We start from the raw sequence: 16,294 nt of genomic DNA, 5'->3' as shown, positions 1-16,294 counted from the left end.
CACCCCTAACCTGAAGGAGATTTCAATGCGTACACCGGCCTTTCGATCACTGTTCATTCGTCCGTATGGACGCCCAGTCTGGAGAGACCTGACCACACCGCTCACGGTCGGTCTGGCGTTCGGCATGGCCACGGCAGCGGCCGCCACAGGCAGCGACATGCCGTGGGAGGAGCCCCTCCAGCAAATCCTCGATTCCGTTCAAGGGCCCGTCGCCAAGATCGTCGCGGTCCTGATCATCATCGTCACCGGCCTGACCCTGGCGTTTGGGGAAACCTCGGGCGGCTTCCGAAAGCTGATCCAGATCGTCTTCGGTCTCTCCATCGCGTTCGCCGCCTCCAGCTTCTTCCTGACCTTCTTCAGCTTTGGGGGAGGCGCGGTCATCTGATGGCGCACCCGGTCGAAGGCTTCGACGTGCCGGTTCATCAGGCACTGACCCAACCCATCCTCCTGGGCGGCGCGCCCCGCTCGGTCGCCATCGTCAACGGCACCCTGGCGGCCGCGCTGGGGCTGGGCCTTCACCTGTGGCTGCCCGGCCTGGCCCTGTGGCTGGCCGGGCATAGCTTCGCCGTCTTCGCTGCCCGGCGCGATCCCGATTTCGTGCCGGTCCTGCTGCGTCATCTCCGCCAGAAAGGCTATTGGACATGCTGAACCTCACGCAATACCGCCGTCAGGCCGATCGCCTGACCGACCATCTCCCCTGGGCCGCCCTGGTGGCGCAGGGCGTAGTCCTCAACAAGGATGGCAGCTTTCAACGGACCTTCCGCTACCGCGGCCCCGATATCGAAAGCGCCACACCGCAGGAACTGGTCGGCGTCTGTGCGCGCCTGAACAATGCCCTGCGGCGGCTCGGCACCGGCTGGGCCCTGTTTTTCGAGGCGCGGCGGGGGCCGGCGCTGGCCTATCCTGATCCCGGCTTCGACCGTGGCATCGCCCGCCTGATCGATGAGGAACGCCGCGCTGGCTTCCAGGGCGGGCAGGCGCATACCTTCGAGACCATCTACTATTTCACGGTGGTGTATCTGCCCGATGCCGACCAGACGGACGCGCTGGCCACGGCCGCCTTTGAGGTGGGGGAAGGGGCGGTACAGGGCCGCGACTGGCGAGACGCCTTGGCGGGGTTCGTTCGCCGGACCGATGCCCTCCAGGATCTGCTGTCCGGATGCCTGACCTATATCGAAGCGCTGGATGACGCGAAGACCCTGACCTATCTCCACGCTTGCATATCCCCAAAATCGCACCCGGTCGCCGTCCCCGCCACGCCGATGTATCTGGACGCCATCCTGGCCGACACACCGTTGACTGGCGGCGTCGCGCCACAACTAGGCGGAGACTGGCTGCGTACCCTGACCGTACTGGGTTTCCCGAACCATACCTATCCCGGCATACTGGACGCCCTGAATCATCTCGATATCCCGTATCGTTGGGTGACGCGGTTCCTGCCGCTCGACAAGACCGAAGCGGTTTCCACCCTGACCAAACTCCGCCGCCAGTGGTTTGCCAAGCGCAAGTCCGTCACCGCGATCCTGCGCGAAGTCATGTACAGTCAGGAAAGCCGGTTGGTTGATACTGACGCCGACAACAAGGTGGTCGATACCGACACCGCGCTGCAGGTCGTGGGCGCAGATCACGTGTCCTTCGGCTATCTCACCACGACCCTGACCGTCAGCGATCCGGACCGCGCCGTCGTCGATGAACGCCTGCGGCGGGTGGAGCAGGTCATCAATGGCCTGGGCTTCACCACGCTGACTGAGAGCCTGAACGCGGTCGAGGCTTGGCTCGGGAGTCTGCCGGGCCACGTTTACGCCAATGTGCGCCAACCCCTGGTCCATAGCCTGAATCTGTCTCACCTCATGCCGATGTCGGCCGTCTGGGCCGGCGCCGAACGCGACGACCACCTGGACGGGCCGCCGCTGTTCCATGCGCTCAGTTCCGGCGCGACGCCGTTTCGGTTCAGTCTTCATGTCGGGGACGTCGGCCACACCCTGGTGCTGGGGCCTACCGGCGCCGGCAAGTCCGTCCTGCTGGCCTTCATGGTCTTGCAGTTCCAGCGCTACCGGGACGCCCAGGTCTTTGTCTTCGACAAGGGGGGATCGGCCCGCGCTGTCACCCTGGCCCTCCGTGGTCGCCACTACCAGCTCGGCCGTCAGGCCGGCCTGGCCTTCCAGCCCTTGCGCCATATCGACGATGAGGCGGAACGCGGCTGGGCGCTCGACTGGCTACTCGGACTGTTATCGATCGAGAAGGTGTCGATCACGCCGGATATCAAGGAAGGGCTCTGGTCGGCCTTGAACAGTCTGGCGCTCGCACCCGTTGCCGAGCGGACCTTGACGGGCCTCGTCATGCTGGTCGCTTCCAATACCCTCAAGGCGGCGCTGGCGCCCTACACGCTGGACGGCCCTTTCGGCCAGTGTCTTGATGCCGATGACGAACAGGTCAGCTTGGCCGACATAGCCTGTTTCGAAACCGAGGAGCTGATGGCGGAACCCAATCTCCTCGTGCCGGTCCTGACCTATCTGTTTCACCGCCTGGAACGCCGTTTCGACGGCCGCCCCACGATGCTGGTCCTCGACGAAGCCTGGGTATTCCTCGACAATCCGGTGTTCGCCGCCCGCATTCGCGAATGGCTGAAGACCCTGCGCAAAAAGAACGTCAGCGTGGTCTTCGCAACACAATCCCTGGCCGACGTCATCGACAGCCCGATTGCCCCGGCGATCATCGAGTCCTGTCCCCAAAGGCTGTTGTTGCCGAACGATCGCGCTGCCGAACCCCAGATGCGGCAGGCGTATGAACGGATGGGGCTGAACCCCCGCCAGATAGAGGTCATCGGGCAGGCGCAGCCCAAGCGGCAATATTACCTCCAGTCCCGACGGGGCAATCGCCTGTTCGACTTGGATTTGGGGCCGTTGGCCCTGGCCGTGTGCGCGGCCGCCGGGCCGGAAGATCAGACGCTGATGGACCAGCTTCTGGAGCAGTACGGCCAAGACGGGTTTGCCTGCGCCTGGATCAATGCGCGCGGTCCCGGCTGGGCCCGCGACATCCTGCCGATGTTCGATATCACCCTGGCCGACTGAGCGCCTTTCGTTCGGGTTCGCCCGCCATTTGGTTTTCGCTTTCGTTTTTCTGTTTTCAGGAGGTTTTCATGTTTCGCGTAAAGACCGCTATTCTGCCCAGTCTGATGGCCCTGGTGATCGGCCTAACCGCGATGTCACCGGCACAGGCGCAGCTCGTCGTCTACGATCCCACCAACTACGCCTCGAACGTGCTCCAGGCGGCGCGGGCCCTGGAACAGGTCAACAATCAGATTCAAAGCCTCTCGAACGAAGCGACCATGCTGGTCTCCATGGCCAAGCATCTGCAGCACCTCGACCTCAACGAGCTGGCTAAGCTCAATAGTGACATCGCCGCCATCAACGCACTGATGACGCAGGCCAAGGGCATCGCCTTTACCGTCGAAAAGACGGAGGCGGCCTTCAAGGGGCAGTACCCGACGACCTACGGCACGGTGAAATCGTCTGGGCTGGCCGCCGACGCCGTCACCAGATGGCAGAGCACCATGGAGGCCTTTGAGCAGACCCTGATCGTTCAGGCCAAGATCAATGAGAGCCTCACCGGCGATGCCAGCACACTGAGCGATCTGGTCTCAGCCTCGCAAACATCAGATGGCAGCTTGCAGGCTCAGCAGGCGGCAAACCAGCTCCTCGCCCTGAACACCAAGCAGCAGATGCAGATCGCAACCCTGCTGGCGGCCCAGTATCGTGCCGAAGCCCTCGACCAGGCGCGCAAGGCGCAAGGGGAGGCGGCCGCAAAGGCCATGACCAAGGCCTTCATCGGCACCGGGGCGGCTTACACCGCTCATTAGGGCCGGTTGGAAGCAGGGGTGTTTTGGTTTTGGGAGGCTGGAAATGAATATGAACGTCGCGGACGCATTCCTGGAAGTGTTTGAAAAATATCTGGATAGCGGGTTCGGTTTGCTCAAAGGCGACGTCGGTCATGTGGCGACCATTCTGATCGCCATCGACGTTACCCTGGCAGCGCTGTTCTGGCTGCTGGACGAAGAGGCCCATGTCCTGGCCCGCCTGATAAAGAAGGTCCTGTTTGTCGGCGCGTTCGCCTACATCATCAGCAATTTCAAACACCTGGCCGACCTTATCTTCACGTCGTTTTCAACCCTGGGACTGGATGCGTCCGCCAATACCTTATCGGCCGCCGAACTGCTTAAGCCGGGGCGGCTGGCCGGGATCGGGTTTGATGCCGCCAAGCCCCTGATGGACCAGCTGGCCGACCTGATGGGGCTCGACACCTTCTTCACGAACTTCCTCGTCATCGTCGTGCTCCTGATCGTCTGGCTGCTGGTCATCCTCTCCTTCTTCATCCTGGCCATCCAGCTCTTCATCACCATCCTGGAATTCAAGCTCACGACCCTGGCGGGCTTTACCCTCGTGCCCTTTGCGCTGTGGAACAAAACGGCCTTCCTGGCCGAACGCGTGCTGGGCAATGTCGTGACCTCGGGCATCAAGGTCATGGTTCTGGCTGTCATCGTCGGGATCGGCGCCACCTTCTTCAGCCAGTACGTCACCGGCTTGAACGGTGACACACCCGATCTCGTGCAGGCCCTGACCCTGGCCCTGGCATCATTGACCCTTCTGGGTCTTGGCATTTTTGGACCAACCATCGCCACCGGGCTCGTATCCGGCGCGCCGCAGCTGGGCGCGGGCGCTGCTGTCGGCACGGCAGCCGCAGCTGTTGGCGCCGGTCTTCTGGGCGCAGGCGCCGTGCGCGGCCTGATGGGCAGCGCCGCCTCCGCAGCGGGCGCCATCCAGGCGGCCGCCGGCCTGTCCGGTGGGCCCGGTAGCGCTGGGTCAGGCAGTGGCCCGACCAGCGGAGGACCGGGCAGCGGTCCGAGCGGTGGTCCAGGCGGAGGCGCCAATGGCGCAGGCGGAAATTCAACAGCTGGCCCCGTAGCCCGCGGTGGCAACGGCGGTGGCAGCGGTGGTGGTGCGGGCGGGGCGGCAAGCCCGAAGTCAGGACCGGCAACCACCGGAGGCGCAAGCGGCGCGCCTGACGACGAGGTGGCGCCGGCCTGGGCGCGCCGCCAGCACGAAGAGCACCGGCGCCAAGCCCACATCCACATGGTGCAATCCGCCATTACCTCCGGCGACCAAGGGGGCAGCGGGCCGGCCCCCGATATCACCGACAAGTCCTGATCTTTTGTTTTCGCCTTTTTTGGAACGGCCCACGCGGGCCGAAGGAGATCCCATGTTCAAACGCAGTATTCAGCGCTATGGCGTAACCCCCGAACCCGCCACGCCCTATCAGCGGGCCGGACAGGTCTGGGACCAACGGATCGGATCGGCCATCGCCCAGGCCGCCAACTGGCGCGCGCTGGCCTTCGGCGCGGTCGCCGTCAGCGGGCTCTTAGCGGCCGGCCTGATTTACCAGGGCAGCCAGAGCCGCGTCACACCGTATGTGGTGGCCGTAGGTCCTGGCGAAGGGGTGAGGGCGGTCGGGCCGGCCGCGCCGGAGATCACGCCATCGGATGCACAGATCGCCTGGTTCCTGTCGCGGTTCATCACCGACGTCCGGTCCCTGCCGACCGATCCAGTGCTGGCCCGGCAGAACTGGCTGGAAGCCTACGTCTTCGCCACGGAAGACGCCGGCCGCTTCCTGAATGAGCAGGCCCGCCTGGCCGATCCCCTGGCCGATGCCGGCAAACGCTCCGTCACCGTCAATATCGCCAGCGCGGTTCGCGCCTCCAGCAATTCCTTCCAGGTCAAATGGGTGGAACAGACTTTTGACGCCGGCACCCTGGTATCGACCACACGCTGGACCGCGCTGCTCGGCATTCGCCAGAAGACCCCAACCACGGCCGATGTCCTGCGCAAGAACCCGCTTGGCCTCTACGTCACCCGTCTCGCCTGGTCGAAGGACTATGCCGGCGATCTGCCGGCCCCGGTGCGTTCGTCCGTTCCCGTTTCCTCACAGCCCTAAGGAGCTTTGCAATGCGTACTCTCATTTTGTGCCTTTCCCTGACTGTGCCCTTGGTCGGGCTGGCCGGTTGCGTCAGCGCGCAGACACCCCCGGGCGTGCCGCCCGAATTCCACGTCGCTGCGCGGGTGGTTGAGCCGGCACCGGCGGCGGTCGTCGCGCCGTTACCGTCTGTGGCGGTTCCAGCGGGGATGATTGCCACCCTGCCTTTACCCGCCGCCGGGCCGGCGTCTCCGTCGAAGCCGCTGGACCGGGTGGCCAGTGCCAACAAGGCGGCCCTCCAGGAGCCACGGACGGACGGTTTCATTCAGGCCATACAGATTTTTCCGTTTATGGAAGGCAGTGTGTATCGGATGTACACCGCGCCGGACCGGGTGACCGACATCGCCCTCCAGGGCGGGGAGCAGCTCATTGCCATCTCCGCCGGCGACACCGCACGCTGGGTGATCGGGAACACCCATAGCGGTTCAGGCGCCGACCAGACGGTCCACATCCTGGTCAAGCCGCAAGTGGCGGGGCTGAAGACCAACCTCGTGATCGCGACCGATCGGCGAACCTACCATCTCCAGATGGAGAGCACGCCCGCCACCGCTATGGCGGCGCTCTCGTGGCGGTACCCGCAGGACGAATTGCTGGCCATGCAAGTGGCGGCTAAGAGGGCGGAAGCCGTGGCGCCTACTGTCGACGGGATCGCCCTGGATCAGTTGCGGTTCGGCTATACGGTCAGCGGGCCCTCGCCGGCGTGGCGCCCCGTTCGGGTGTTCGACGACGGGGCGCGGGTCTACATCCAGTTCCCGGAAACACTCCGGACCACCGACGCGCCGCCCTTGTTCATCGCAGGCTTAGGCGGCAAGGCCGAGCTGGTTAATTACCGGGTCAACCGCAACTATTACATTATCGATCGCCTGTTCGATGTGGCCGAGCTGCGCCTGGGGACCAAGCCGCAGCTCGTCGTGCGCATTACCCGCGACGGGGTTTTGGGAGGCCGCCATGACTGACACAATCCCCTCGGAAAAGCTCGATCCCGAAACCCTCGTCCTGCGCGCCAAGCCCAGGCGTGTCGTCCGCATCAAGCGCAACCTCCTGATCGGTGTCACGGCGGTAGGGTGCGTCGCCCTGGTCGGGCTGGTATGGCTGGGTCTCGGCCCGTCCATGCTCAAACCCGCGGCACCTGCCGCGTCGGACAAAGACCCGGAAAAGCACAAGGCCGGCTTGCCGGACCAGGTGAGCGCCCTCCCGAAAACCTATGCCGATGTGCCCCAACTCGGCCAGCCCTTGCCGGGCGATCTTGGCCGCCCGATTTTGGAGCACCAGCGCACGCATGGGGGTGTCGACGGGACGGCCGGGGTGTCCGCAGATCGTGGCGGCGGCCGCCAATCCCCGGCGGAAACTGCCCGTACAAGCGGTCTGTTCTTCGCAACCAACGATAAGGTCGCGCCGACCGTTGCCTCCAATGCCAACGACGCGGTGACCGCGTTGAACCGGTCATTGATGGCTTTGCCGACCGGCGCCACAGGTGCGGCGCCGGTCGGTCAGGCGGCGAAAGTCGCATTCATCGAAGGCACTGTAGCTGGCGCGACGGTGAACCCCTTTGCGGTCCAGCCACCGGCGTCGCCCTATATGGTTATGGCCGGAACGGTAATTTCGGCCTCGCTGGTGACGGGCCTGAATTCGGATCTGCCGGGTTTGGTGTTGGCGCAGGTGACGTCTGACGTCCATGACAGCCTGACAGGTCGCCTCACGCTGATTCCGGCAGGGACGCGACTGATCGGTAAGTACGACAGCAGTCTTTCGTTCGGCCAGTCTCGCGTGCTTGTGGTCTGGCAGCGGCTGATCTGGCCGGACGGACGATCGCTGGTCATAGACAACCTGCCGGGAGCGGATGTCGCCGGGTTTGCGGGGCTGTCCGACAAGGTGGATTACCATATAGCTTCCTTGCTGAAGGGTATTGGTCTGTCCACCTTGTTGGGCGTCACAGGTGAACTTGGACGAGACACTGACGACGATCTGATCGAGGCCTTGCGTCGATCCGTTCAAGACACGTCCAATCAAGCCGGACAGAAGATAGTCTCGCGCCAGCTCGACGTTCAGCCGACGCTGGCGGTACGCCCAGGGGCCGCCTTCCGGGTCATCGTGCAGAAGGATCTGGATCTGTCGCCTATCGGGGAGGGGTTGTGACCATGAGTGAGCTGAAACTGCCAAAGCTACCGGACCGCACGCCGGTGAAACTGACCATTGTTCTGAGCGCCGATCTGAATCAGGCGCTTAGAGAATATGCAGCCCGATACGAAGCCGCATACGGGGTGGCCGAGCAGGTCGCCGACTTAGTTCCGTTTATCGTCGAGGCGTTTTTGGTCGCGGATAAAGGCTTTTTGCGCATAGGCAAGAGATAATCCCGTGGCCATGCCCGCGCAGATTATTTGACAAATTGCTCGCCCCATTTGCCGCTGGCCCATTACCCTGCAGCAGTGCTGTCAAAGCATATGAAAAACGGAGGCGTTTGTTCCCAAGCATCCGTGCGAACCGGTATGCCTTTTTTTCCAGCTTCCTCGTGGCCACGCATTACTTTTGCGGCGGTCATCGCGGTCGGATGTTATTACACCCACCTGAAATGGTACGAACTCCAGCAACTTGTCTAGCCGGATCAGACAATCGGCGCGATGATTGCCAGTGGTGGCTTTGCACTCACGGTCTGGCCATTGAAACGACAATGCGAGATCGGGTACATGGATATTGACGTTTACCACATCATGATAGGAATGCGGTACTTAGGTATGGCAGCAAATCGGCTTAGGGCCGCCTCTACTTGCGGCCCTAAGCTATTATGGTACAGCAAGGCCTAATTTATGGTATTGGTTTGGGCATTACGCCGGCTGCGATGGCGGAAGCATAGGCCTTTTGGACGAAATCCATCATCGGGTTCGATGACGTCGATGCGGCCTGGTAGGTCGGGTTATCATGCAGATGACGCGCCACAGTGCGGACCTTCCGCGTGAGTGCCGGATTGCCACCGGTCACCTCAAAGACCTTCTCCATCCACCGCCTGGCCAACTCGATCGCTTCGATCGAGTTTGGATCGCCGATCGCCATAAGGCGCTCTGCTTCTGCATGCAGGCAAGGCCAGACGGGATCGGGTTGAAGCAAAACGGGAACACCGTCGCGCGTCAAGGTCGCGCGTTCGGCCTCCGTAAGGTGGTTGGCGGCAATGTCCTTGTAGATATCGTCAAGCGTATAAGACCGTTTTGTCATCAGGGTTTCCTTCGTAAGAGCTATAAGGTCGTTCGAAGAGAGGTCGCCTTGCGCCTCCCATTTGGCCCGCGCCGCGCGGAGCAGATGGGCGGCCCGTTGCAAACGCTCCAGTTCGCATGCCACGACTTTTTCGTGAAGCGCTAAAACTCTGGAGACATTCGGCGCCTCGCCATTCAGAATATCGGCCACCCGGTTGAGCGGAAAGCCGAAATGTTTCAAGGCCAGGACTTGATGCAGACGCTGGATCTGCTCTGGACCAAAGACGCGCCACTCTGCCTGGGTCCTCTCGGGACGGACCAGCCCCTGAGCCTCATAGAGGCGTAGCGCTTTCCGGCTGACACCCAGCCGTCGGCAGGTTTCCGCCACGCTGAGATAAGGTCCAGTCGTTTGCAAGCTAAAGTCCTTTCTTCGAACCGTCTGGTTTATCGAGGCGGCCCTTGGGGCCAGCGCAAGCATAAAATGTAACCTCGCGCAACAATTATAACTGTCGCGCAATGCCGACCCAGGGGATGCGGACAGAAGATTTGCGCCCACGAGTGCTTTATTTCATTTAAACCTACCCAGACAGGGGGCGGGGATTTGCTTTATCTGAAGTAGGCAAGGCGATCAGAGGCGAGCCGGGGAGCATGGAGTTGCCTGAGAACTTTTAGGTAGCAAAGTAGATCAGGTGATACCAACCTGCATTGATTACCATCTACGCCCATTGTCTGAGACCTATGGGCACTAGGGGGCAGCATGCGCTCGCCACGACACGTGCAGATATCAAGAAATTGTCCAGTCAACCCTGCATACCGTTCGCGATAATCCAATGGCGGATGAGGGGGAGCGGCGGCGCGGGAGCCGACAGCCACTGCTGGCACATCGCTAGTCGTTCGGATCTGTGGCCATTGGCGAGGAGCCCGTAGTGGCGAATGCCGTGAAATCTGTCTGGCATAGCGTTTCGATGGGTTTGAAAGGTGGTGATCTGCCAGTGAAAGGGGGGGGTAGCTAGGCGAGATAAATGAGATCACCCTAGAAGCCAAGTGGGCGTGCATCGAATGCGGTGGCCAAGCCTCTAGAAACAGAAGCGACAAAACCTTAACCGGCAGGAAGAATCTAGGCCGGCATCCGCCCCATCCCGAGCCATCTGTCGCCGCGCGGCCTCCGCGGACAATACAATGGATATAAGGGTGGGGATGGAGATTCTGCCCCATGTGTGAAGCACAGCGACTACACTGAGTTCGGCACCGAGGTGTTTCGGGCCCGCACCGATTGTCCGGACTGTCTCGCTATGGCCCGAAGTGGGATCGAGTAGCCGATGTCCTTGGCCTGAAAAGCGGTCGCAGCCAGGGGCGTTGACATAGTGAAGAAGACGTGGAAAGGCATTTGAAGCAGTTCGGCCTTAGGATCCGCCAGCCAGCGGTCGCGTCAAACCCTGGGAATTCTGCCATTGGCGGTTACGGCAACTGTTAAAAGCGTATCGCACTAGGCCGCAATGAACAAGCCTCGGCGTGGCCGCCGAGGGCGGCTTCAATCGCAGACAAAATGCGGCGCTCAACACGACCAATATGCCCATGGCGCCTCCGTCGATAATCCTCACCGCCGTGTCGAAAAATAGCGGCGACATTCGGGGTAGGACCCACTGCGCCTACCTCAGTGGGCGGAATAATCTGTGCCGTTAAAGCTGTCACGAGGACTGCTTGCCCGTTATCATATGCGTCGGCAAACACATAAAACACGGCTCCCACGATAGCAAATGCGACAAAAATGAGACATCATAACTGAAATTGAATTATTTATACCGTATACGGTAGTAATTTATATAACACGTTATATTCTTTTTCGTGACTTATAAAAAGGGGACGAATGTGTCAAAAAGTAAATTCCATAGCTATTTAAAAGTCAGTTCGGCATTGGTTTTGATTTTGTCAGTAGGTGGGTTTGGGCTTGCTTCTGCGCAGGAGACAAATCAGGTCACATCCGAGAAAAAGGCAGACCAAGCCGAGACGGATCAGGCAACCAGCGAAACCACTGTCGTCGTCACAGGGTCGCGTATCCGCCATCGTGGTGCCGCCAGCGCGACGCCGACAACGGTTATCGGCGCCGATCTGATTTCAAAAAGTGGCACGCGCCAGATCGCTGACCTGATCAATCAGACGCCGGCCCTGGTTATCAGCCAGAGCGATCAAACCTCCAATGCCAACCGCGACAAGGATTCCATGGATGCCAGCCATCCGGGCCTGAACGCACTCGACCTGCGTGGCCTGGGCACCAAGCGGACTCTCGTGCTGGTCAATGGCCGCCGCCATGTGCCGGGCGCGCCGGGCAGTTCCGCTGTTGATATCAGCACCATTCCGTCCAGCCTGGTCGAGCGTGTGGAAATCATCACGGGCGGCGCCTCGGCGCAGTACGGCGCGGATGCCGTGGCCGGTGTGGCGAACTTTATCCTGAAGAAGAACTACCAGGGCTATGAAGCCAACCTGCAATACGGCAATTCTACCTATAATGACATGCCGAGCTACGGCGCCGATATTCTGTATGGCAAGAACTTCAACAATGATCGCGGTAATTTCACCCTGTTTGCCAGCTACGATCAGTCCGATGGTACAGTCTCTGGCCAGGATCGCCCGTGGACGGCGACCGGCAATCCGTGGTGGGTGAGGGACGCCAGCGGCCATAATACCGTTCTGGACGGTCAGAAACTGCTTGCTTATTCGCCGCGTGCCCAGGTCCTGCTCGGGGGCAAGCCCTATACGTTCAATGACGACGGCACGATGCGCGACCCCATCCTCGGTCCATCGGGTATTTTGCCGAATACCTATGATCTGACGGATTCGGGCACTATCGCCAATCTCAATACAGATGGCGGTGAATACGGCGGTCGTTATGACGGCTGGTTGCTTTCCGTGCCGAGCGAGCGGTTTATTACCCAGGCGACCCTTGGCTATCAGTTGACGCCGAACATTCATTATTTCCTGGAAGCCGACTTCGCCACCAATAAATCCCATGGCGAATATGGTGTCTTCTATGAAGGGGGGGGCAATCGCCTGTCAGGCGATAATCCGTTTATCACGGACGAAATGCGGGCAGCCAATGGCGGCACGATCGATGATCTCGCTTTTGTGCGTCAGTACCCTGAAATGGGCCGCGCCAAGTCGGAATATAAGCGCGATCTCTACCAGATCGTCACCGGTTTCGAAGGGGATCTGCCGGGCCTGATCGGAGACCATGACTGGAACTGGTCGACCTACTATTCCTACGGCAAGACGCAGGAAACCAATCACGACACCAACAATACCTCGAATGACCGCTATGTGAAGGCACTGGATGCGGTCGCAGGGCCAGGCGGTACACCTGTCTGTCGGGTGAATGCTGACTCCGACCTGACGAACGATGATCCGAACTGCGTAGCGCTCAATCCATTCAAGCCGCTGACGCAGGACGTTATCAACTACCTGCAATACGATTCCAGCTCGGCGACCTCGACGTTGCAGCAGCACGTCGTGTCTGGTTATGCCACCGGCGGTATTTTCAACCTGCCGGCTGGTGAGGTCCAGGTTGTGATCGGTGGCGAATTCCGCAAGGAAATCGCCGATATCGGCGCCGTGCCGGAATATGACCCGGATAACCCTGCCTATGTCGCCGATTACGGCATCGAGCAACATCCGCTGCACGGCGAGTATGATGTCAAGGAAGCCTTCGCCGAACTGAGCGTGCCGATCCTGAGCGATCTGCCGTTTGCCCAGAAGCTGTCGGTCGATGCCGCTATCCGCGGCGCCGATTATTCGACCGCCGGCAAGACCACGGCCTACAAGTATGGCCTGCAATGGGCGCCGGTGAAGGACGTCCGCTTCCGCGGTACCTTCGGTGAGGCTGTTCGGGCGCCGAATATCAGCGAAGTCTTCACGGCCTCGTCGATCAGCGGTGCCTGGCTGAGCGATCCGTGTAACTATTACAACCTGCCGCGGCGCGTCGATAAAACCCAGTATACGGATGCGAACTGCGCCGCCGTCATGCCTGCCAATAAGAATGATTACTGGCTGTGGCTGGATGTCATTAAGAAGGGCAATCCCGACCTCAAGGTTGAGACAGCCAAGACCCTGACGCTTGGTCTGGTGTTCCAGCCGCGCTTCATCAAGAACCTGTCGGCCTCGGTCGACTATTATGACATCGATATGCGTAATGTCGTCTCGGCCATGGCGCCGCAAACCATCATCAACAAGTGCATGGATGCGCCGACCCTCGACAATGAATACTGCGATATGATCGTGCGCGATCCGACGACGAACAACCTCGTCTCGGTCGTACAGCAAAACATCAACCTGGCGCAGCGTATCAACCGCGGCGTCGACATGGAACTGGACTATAACTTCAACCTGTCGGACGTGGGCCTGGGCAGCAATAGCGGCCGTATCGCCATCAACACCGTCTATACGCACCTGCTGGAAAACACCTATACGGCAGACCCGGATCATCCCGAGGTCATCACCGATACCCTCGGTGTCTTTGGTTTCCCGGAATGGAAGGGTGTCACGCGCATCAGCTATGACCGCGGGCCGTTCTGGATCAGCTGGAATATCCGCAACTTCTCGGGTATGCGCCAGACGACGACCATCACACCGGAAGACTACAGCCCCTACAAGACCAAGCCGATCTTCTATCACGATGTCTACGCAACCTACCGTCTGAAGCCGAACGTGATCCTGAATGTGGGTATCAACAACCTGCTCAACACCGCGCCGCCGCGTTATCCGGGCGCGGAAGCCGGTGGCGCCTACTTCGGTGACGAAGGCTGGCAAACGGGCATCTACGATGTCATCGGCCGTACGATGCACATCGGTCTGAAGTTCACCAATTAAATTGCACTCGTGATATCTATGCGTCAGATGAAGGATAACTCCCGTCAACTATGGCGGGGGTTATTATTTTATATCGCGCATCCAACTGTGAGGTCCTTGGACGAAATCATAATGTATCTCACGGAGCGATGTTAGTTCAATCGGCAAATCGTTGGTCGCGCCGATCGGTCTTTCGGCGCACACCGTCGGCAGCGAAGCACGTGCGGGGGGGGCTTACCGCATGGGTCGAACTGTGTCACCAAGCCTGTCATCGTGGGCGCGTATTCCTGACATCGGCCATCGGGTCAAGCGTGACGATACAGGGGCTATTCGCGTGCTTTCGTGATGAAAGTGAAAAAGGCGCGGGAAAACATTTTGATTCCCCTTCGGCATATGCCCATCGCCGGCGAAATTCATGGAGAGGAGGCGGTCGCTTTCCTGCGTGCTGTGAAAGGCCCCCGACTTCGTCATCAAGGGCACGCTGAATGACCATGCACGTACGGGAACAGCCCGAGCTCGTCCAACTGGAACATCACTGATGGTCCTCGAAACGCTGGGTTTAGCGTTATTTCTGAGCGATGTGGTTTTCCAGTTGTCTCCGATAATCAATGTGCAAATTGGATATCGACTTGCCAGCCAAAGGAATCGCCATTGTTCGCTGTTAGGTGAAATCACTGGGGTGGAAAGTACAAAAAGCTGAAAATTTAGAGGACGAAATGTTGATAGGTATTCAGACAATGTCTGAACAGATTTCTGCTATTGTGCGAGAAAGAATTTTGCGTGGTAAAATGGAGCTAGGAAAGGTTATCCGGCAGGAAAGTCTAGCTGAAGAGCTAAATGTAAGTGTTGTACCGCTACGCCAAGCTTTGGCACGTCTTCACCATGAGGGGGTGCTATGCTATTTGGCGCATCGAGGCTATTTTGTACGAAGTTTTACCGAGGCACAACTCTTCGAGTTATACACATTGAGGTTAAAGCTTGAACCCGACTCGATTGCTCTCGCAAGCACAGTAGCGACCTTCGAGGAGAGGTCCTCGGCAAAAAGGGCTCTTCAACAGCTCAACAGCGCTTATGAGCGCGATCCGGAAGGCTTTGAGTATGCCAGAAGCGGTTTTAGCATTTCTCTCCTGCAGCCTTTCAATCAAGAGATAATCTTTGACATTCTCATTCGACTTATTAGACTTTCAGCTCAGGCATGGATCCAACACATGCAAGGAGATTGGGCACATTCAGTAAATCTCCAAACTGCTGTATCAATCTACCACGCATGGACAGCGGCTAGATCCAGCGAAGTCGCAGCAAAGGTTCGTGAAGACATAGAGCGAAACTGTCGTACCTGCTTCCCCCCGTCAAACTCGACGTAATACCTGCACCTATTGCAGAAATTGGCACTGGTATTAGGGATCGGTGCAAGCGACGAATAAACTTTGCGAAAGAGAGGCTTGTATTGCTGATAACCACGGTTTTTTTATCGTCAGGTGCCCGCCTCTACTCATACGCCGAATAGATAAGGTCTTCGGGTAGCCGGATACGGTCTCACGCCAGAGATATCTATTATATAAAAAAAGCAGGGCTCTGACCTGATGGCTATAAATCGTACGGTCCTAGGTTGGGATCAACGCAAGGCTCGTCACCGGACCGGCGTGCTTCCATGGCGCCAGAGCGATGTCGTCACGGCGTTTGCCGTGTTGATGTCTTTCGCATTAGCAAAGCGCAAGGGAGAGAACCGCTAAGGACGAATGCGACGTACAAAACTCTCTATTTCTTGCTCGAGGATTTCGGACTGTTGTTGCATTCTTTCGGCAGCGACGCGAACCTTGCTGGCGGAAAGCCCTGTCTGGTCCGCAGACGTCGTCACTTCGATAAGGGTCTCTGCAATACTTTGAGCCCCACTGGCAGTCATATTAATATTTTGGGCGATTTCTTCCGTTACTATGGATTGCTGGCTGACAGCGGACGCAACCACGACTGAGCTTTCGGTTACATCATGAATAGTGGTCAGGATTTCTGTCATCGCGGTAACCGAGAGACTCGTTTCGGTCTGTATATCGGAAATCTGCTGCGAAATTTCGTCTAGAGCCTTCGACACCTGATTTGAAAGGCTCTTGACCTCTGTGGCGACCACCGCGAACCCCTTTCCCGCGTCTCCGGCTCTGGCCGCTTCGATCGTCGCGTTTAGGGCAAGCAGTGTTGATTATCGCGAAGAACTAACCCAGGGGGGATGCGGACGAAAACTTGGACCA

14 protein-coding genes are annotated in these 16,294 nt (G+C 59.4%); 11 read left to right on the top strand and 3 right to left on the bottom strand.

Features of this window, described 5'->3' with window-relative positions; genetic code table 11:
- The first annotated feature begins 25 nt into the window (after positions 1 to 25).
- The 9 genes from QM647_RS18230 (at position 26) to QM647_RS18190 (ending at position 8,378) form a co-directional block, all read left to right on the top strand.
- Positions 26 to 385, top strand: a complete 360-nt coding sequence (locus QM647_RS18230) for a TrbC/VirB2 family protein (protein ID WP_414996982.1) — start codon at positions 26 to 28, stop codon at positions 383 to 385.
- The gene (locus tag QM647_RS18225) at positions 385 to 648 is read left to right on the top strand and encodes a VirB3 family type IV secretion system protein (protein WP_414996981.1); all 264 of its coding nucleotides are present in this window, start codon (positions 385 to 387) and stop codon (positions 646 to 648) included. Before QM647_RS18230 ends, QM647_RS18225 begins: the two co-directional genes overlap by 1 nt.
- Positions 642 to 3,071: a conjugal transfer protein TrbE gene (trbE, locus tag QM647_RS18220; RefSeq protein WP_414996980.1), complete on the top strand. Its 2,430-nt coding sequence runs from the start codon at positions 642 to 644 to the stop codon at positions 3,069 to 3,071. Before QM647_RS18225 ends, trbE begins: the two co-directional genes overlap by 7 nt.
- 68 nt (positions 3,072 to 3,139) lie before the next feature.
- A complete protein-coding gene (gene trbJ / locus QM647_RS18215; RefSeq protein WP_414996979.1) occupies positions 3,140 to 3,859 on the top strand; it encodes a P-type conjugative transfer protein TrbJ in 720 nt (239 codons plus the stop codon).
- A gap of 43 nt (positions 3,860 to 3,902) precedes the next feature.
- Positions 3,903 to 5,204: a P-type conjugative transfer protein TrbL gene (gene trbL, locus QM647_RS18210; protein ID WP_414996978.1), complete on the top strand. Its 1,302-nt coding sequence runs from the start codon at positions 3,903 to 3,905 to the stop codon at positions 5,202 to 5,204.
- Positions 5,205 to 5,256: 52 nt separating this feature from the next.
- Positions 5,257 to 5,988 carry a conjugal transfer protein TrbF gene (gene trbF / locus QM647_RS18205; protein WP_414996977.1) on the top strand — a complete coding sequence of 244 codons (732 nt, stop codon included), beginning with the start codon at positions 5,257 to 5,259 and terminating at the stop codon, positions 5,986 to 5,988.
- Between the two features lie 11 nt (positions 5,989 to 5,999).
- On the top strand, positions 6,000 to 6,983 hold the full coding sequence (trbG, locus tag QM647_RS18200; RefSeq protein ID WP_414996976.1) for a P-type conjugative transfer protein TrbG: 984 nt from the start codon (positions 6,000 to 6,002) through the stop codon (positions 6,981 to 6,983).
- On the top strand, positions 6,976 to 8,163 hold the full coding sequence (locus QM647_RS18195) for a TrbI/VirB10 family protein (protein WP_414996975.1): 1,188 nt from the start codon (positions 6,976 to 6,978) through the stop codon (positions 8,161 to 8,163). The genes trbG and QM647_RS18195 overlap by 8 nt, the downstream gene beginning before the upstream one ends.
- A 2-nt stretch (positions 8,164 to 8,165) precedes the next feature.
- Entirely contained in the window at positions 8,166 to 8,378 is a 213-nt protein-coding gene (locus QM647_RS18190) for a DUF2274 domain-containing protein (RefSeq protein ID WP_414996974.1), read from the top strand.
- A 451-nt stretch (positions 8,379 to 8,829) separates the two neighbouring features.
- Here the strand turns inward: QM647_RS18190 and QM647_RS18185 are convergent, their stop codons facing one another.
- Positions 8,830 to 9,690 carry a MerR family transcriptional regulator gene (locus tag QM647_RS18185; protein WP_414996973.1) on the bottom strand — a complete coding sequence of 287 codons (861 nt, stop codon included), beginning with the start codon at positions 9,688 to 9,690 and terminating at the stop codon, positions 8,830 to 8,832.
- A gap of 128 nt (positions 9,691 to 9,818) precedes the next feature.
- The gene (locus tag QM647_RS18180; protein ID WP_414996972.1) at positions 9,819 to 10,427 is read right to left on the bottom strand and encodes a transposase; all 609 of its coding nucleotides are present in this window, start codon (positions 10,425 to 10,427) and stop codon (positions 9,819 to 9,821) included.
- Positions 10,428 to 11,132: 705 nt separating this feature from the next.
- On the opposite strand from QM647_RS18180, the gene QM647_RS18175 reads away from it, so the two are divergent.
- Together QM647_RS18175 and QM647_RS18170 are read left to right on the top strand one after the other, a co-directional pair.
- The gene (locus QM647_RS18175) at positions 11,133 to 14,072 is read left to right on the top strand and encodes a TonB-dependent receptor plug domain-containing protein (protein ID WP_414996971.1); all 2,940 of its coding nucleotides are present in this window, start codon (positions 11,133 to 11,135) and stop codon (positions 14,070 to 14,072) included.
- 644 nt (positions 14,073 to 14,716) lie between these two features.
- On the top strand, positions 14,717 to 15,415 hold the full coding sequence (locus QM647_RS18170; protein WP_414996970.1) for a GntR family transcriptional regulator: 699 nt from the start codon (positions 14,717 to 14,719) through the stop codon (positions 15,413 to 15,415).
- A gap of 365 nt (positions 15,416 to 15,780) precedes the next feature.
- On the opposite strand, the gene QM647_RS18165 is transcribed toward QM647_RS18170, so the two are convergent.
- Complete coding sequence (locus QM647_RS18165) at positions 15,781 to 16,239, bottom strand: methyl-accepting chemotaxis protein (protein WP_414997041.1); 459 nt, start codon at positions 16,237 to 16,239, stop codon at positions 15,781 to 15,783.
- Positions 16,240 to 16,294: the final 55 nt, after the last annotated feature.

It is taken from the genome of Asticcacaulis sp. (assembly GCF_047605585.1).
In the GTDB taxonomy this organism is placed as follows: Bacteria; Pseudomonadota; Alphaproteobacteria; order Caulobacterales; family Caulobacteraceae; genus Asticcacaulis.
The sequence above is the reverse complement of the archived record's forward strand: the minus strand, read 5'-3'. Positions and strand labels throughout refer to the sequence as shown.

Bases quoted from the DNA above. Each gene is read 5' to 3' on its own strand.
- trbG (WP_414996976.1), top strand. From the start codon at position 6,000: ATGCGTACTCTCATTTTGTGCCTTTCCCTGACTGTGCCCTTGGTCGGG.
- QM647_RS18230 (WP_414996982.1), top strand. From the start codon at position 26: ATGCGTACACCGGCCTTTCGATCACTGTTCATTCGTCCGTATGGACGC.
- QM647_RS18185 (WP_414996973.1), bottom strand. From the start codon at position 9,690: ATGCTTGCGCTGGCCCCAAGGGCCGCCTCGATAAACCAGACGGTTCGA.
- trbJ (WP_414996979.1), top strand. From the start codon at position 3,140: ATGTTTCGCGTAAAGACCGCTATTCTGCCCAGTCTGATGGCCCTGGTG.
- trbF (WP_414996977.1), top strand. From the start codon at position 5,257: ATGTTCAAACGCAGTATTCAGCGCTATGGCGTAACCCCCGAACCCGCC.
- trbE (WP_414996980.1), top strand. From the start codon at position 642: ATGCTGAACCTCACGCAATACCGCCGTCAGGCCGATCGCCTGACCGAC.
- trbL (WP_414996978.1), top strand. From the start codon at position 3,903: ATGAATATGAACGTCGCGGACGCATTCCTGGAAGTGTTTGAAAAATAT.
- QM647_RS18190 (WP_414996974.1), top strand. From the start codon at position 8,166: ATGAGTGAGCTGAAACTGCCAAAGCTACCGGACCGCACGCCGGTGAAA.
- QM647_RS18180 (WP_414996972.1), bottom strand. From the start codon at position 10,427: ATGGGGCAGAATCTCCATCCCCACCCTTATATCCATTGTATTGTCCGC.
- QM647_RS18195 (WP_414996975.1), top strand. From the start codon at position 6,976: ATGACTGACACAATCCCCTCGGAAAAGCTCGATCCCGAAACCCTCGTC.
- QM647_RS18225 (WP_414996981.1), top strand. From the start codon at position 385: ATGGCGCACCCGGTCGAAGGCTTCGACGTGCCGGTTCATCAGGCACTG.